Source organism: Mesorhizobium sp. M7A.F.Ca.CA.001.08.2.1 (assembly GCF_003998455.1).
GTDB lineage: Bacteria > Pseudomonadota > Alphaproteobacteria > Rhizobiales > Rhizobiaceae > Mesorhizobium > Mesorhizobium ciceri.
The window spans coordinates 1-1,649 of sequence record NZ_RZPW01001059.1; the positions used below are offsets into that span (position 1 = coordinate 1).

At 68.6% G+C, this 1,649-nt stretch carries 1 protein-coding gene; it reads right to left on the reverse strand.

What is annotated here, in order from left to right; translation table 11 throughout:
• Nucleotides 1-1,618 (reverse strand): autotransporter-associated beta strand repeat-containing protein (locus tag EN914_RS34700; protein WP_206527309.1); only part of this gene is annotated, 1,618 nt, incomplete at its 3' end.
• Nucleotides 1,619-1,649 lie beyond the last annotated feature (31 nt).

Here is a 1,649-nt window from a genome sequence, read left to right on the forward strand (position 1 = left end):
CCACACGGACAGGCCCGCTGCCGAGCCCGCCCGTTGCTTCCACCACGGTTGCTCCGCCGCCGATGATCGTCCCGCCGCTATAGCTGTTGGCGGAAGTCAGGTGCAGCGTTCCTCTGCCGGTCGTCGACAGCGAGCCCGCGCCGTTGATGTCGCCATTGGCGGAATCGATGAAAAGCCCTTTGCCGGCGCCGACATCGAAGGTGCCGCCATTGGCGCCCAGGGTGATGCCGCGGCTCATATAGAGCGATAGCGCGACGGGCGTTACTTTCAATGTGCCGCCGTCCAGCGTCAGCGCTCCCGCCGCATCGCCAAGGGCCGCATCACGGCTGATGCTCAACGTCCCGCTGTTGACGAAGGTGCCGCCCGAATAGGTGTTGGTGCCGGTCAGCGTCAGGGTTCCGGCGCCGAGCTTGGTGAGCCCTCCTTGGCCCGTCAGTGCCTGGCTCACGGTGAAGGTGTTGGCGCTGTCGGCAATGTCGAAGCTGCCGCCGCCGGGGCCCCAGTTGATCGTGCGGGTGGTGGACTTGAACGAGGTGCCGGTCACTTGCAGCACGCCGCCGTTGAATGTCAGGGCGCCTGAGGCCGCTCCGAGATTGGCGTCCGACGACACCGACAATGTGCCCTGATCGATGGTCCACGACGTCACCGCGTTGGTGCTGCCGGTCAGGGTCCATGCGCCGGTGCCGGTCTTTTCGTAAATTCCGAAACCCTGGTATTGCTGTCCGACGCCTGAGACGTCGAAGCTGCTGTCGACGTTCCCGCCGAGCCTCAACGTGTCGTCGGCGCTGAAGGCCTCCACAGTGCCGCTGATCGCCGAGCCGGCGCGCAGCTCCAGCGTATTGGCACCGCCGGTAAACTGGATCGCATCCGCCTGTGGGCCGCCGCCGTCGATCGAGAATCCACCAGCGAGGGTGCCGCTGTTGGTCACGGTGAGATCGGCGCCGACAATGCCGACCCCGCCGGATCCGGCGAGGTAGCGTGGATCGCCATAGCCGCTGGCGCCGCCCGTGCCGCCCTGCACGGTGCCGCTGTTCTCGATCGTGCCGCCACCCGACATGACGATGCCGCCGCCGCCGACGCCACCGCTACCGTCGGTGCAGCCACAGCCATTCGCGATGCCGCCGCCGCCACCACCGCCACCGGAAATGGTGCCACTGTTGGTCAGGACAATATGGGCACCAGAGAACATGGCGCCGTCGCCGCCGTCGCCGCCGTTGCCATTGATACTGCCGCCGCCGCCGCCGCCGCCGCCAACCAGACGACCGCCGCTGTTGACGAGAGAAGCATTGTCTGCTGATGAGGCGAGGCCATTGCCGCCATTGCCGCCGACGCCGCTTGGGTCTCCGCCGTCGCTTCGGCCACCGCCGCCGCCGCCGCCGCCTGTTATGGAGTCGCCATCGTTGATCAGGGTGGTAGCGGAATTGCCGACGCCACCGTCGCCACCGTCGACGCCGGGGGAGCCGCCGGTTCCGCCGGAGCCGGCCACACTGCCATCGCTGCCGCTGCCGCCATTGCCCGCTATCGCTCCGTTGCCGCCGGTTCCCGATGTGCCTGCGCCGTTCCCGCCACCACCCTGGCCGCCGCCGTTGCCGCCATTCCCGCCGGTGCCGTCGGCCATGGCGGGGCTCCAGGCCAGGGTGGTGGCGGGA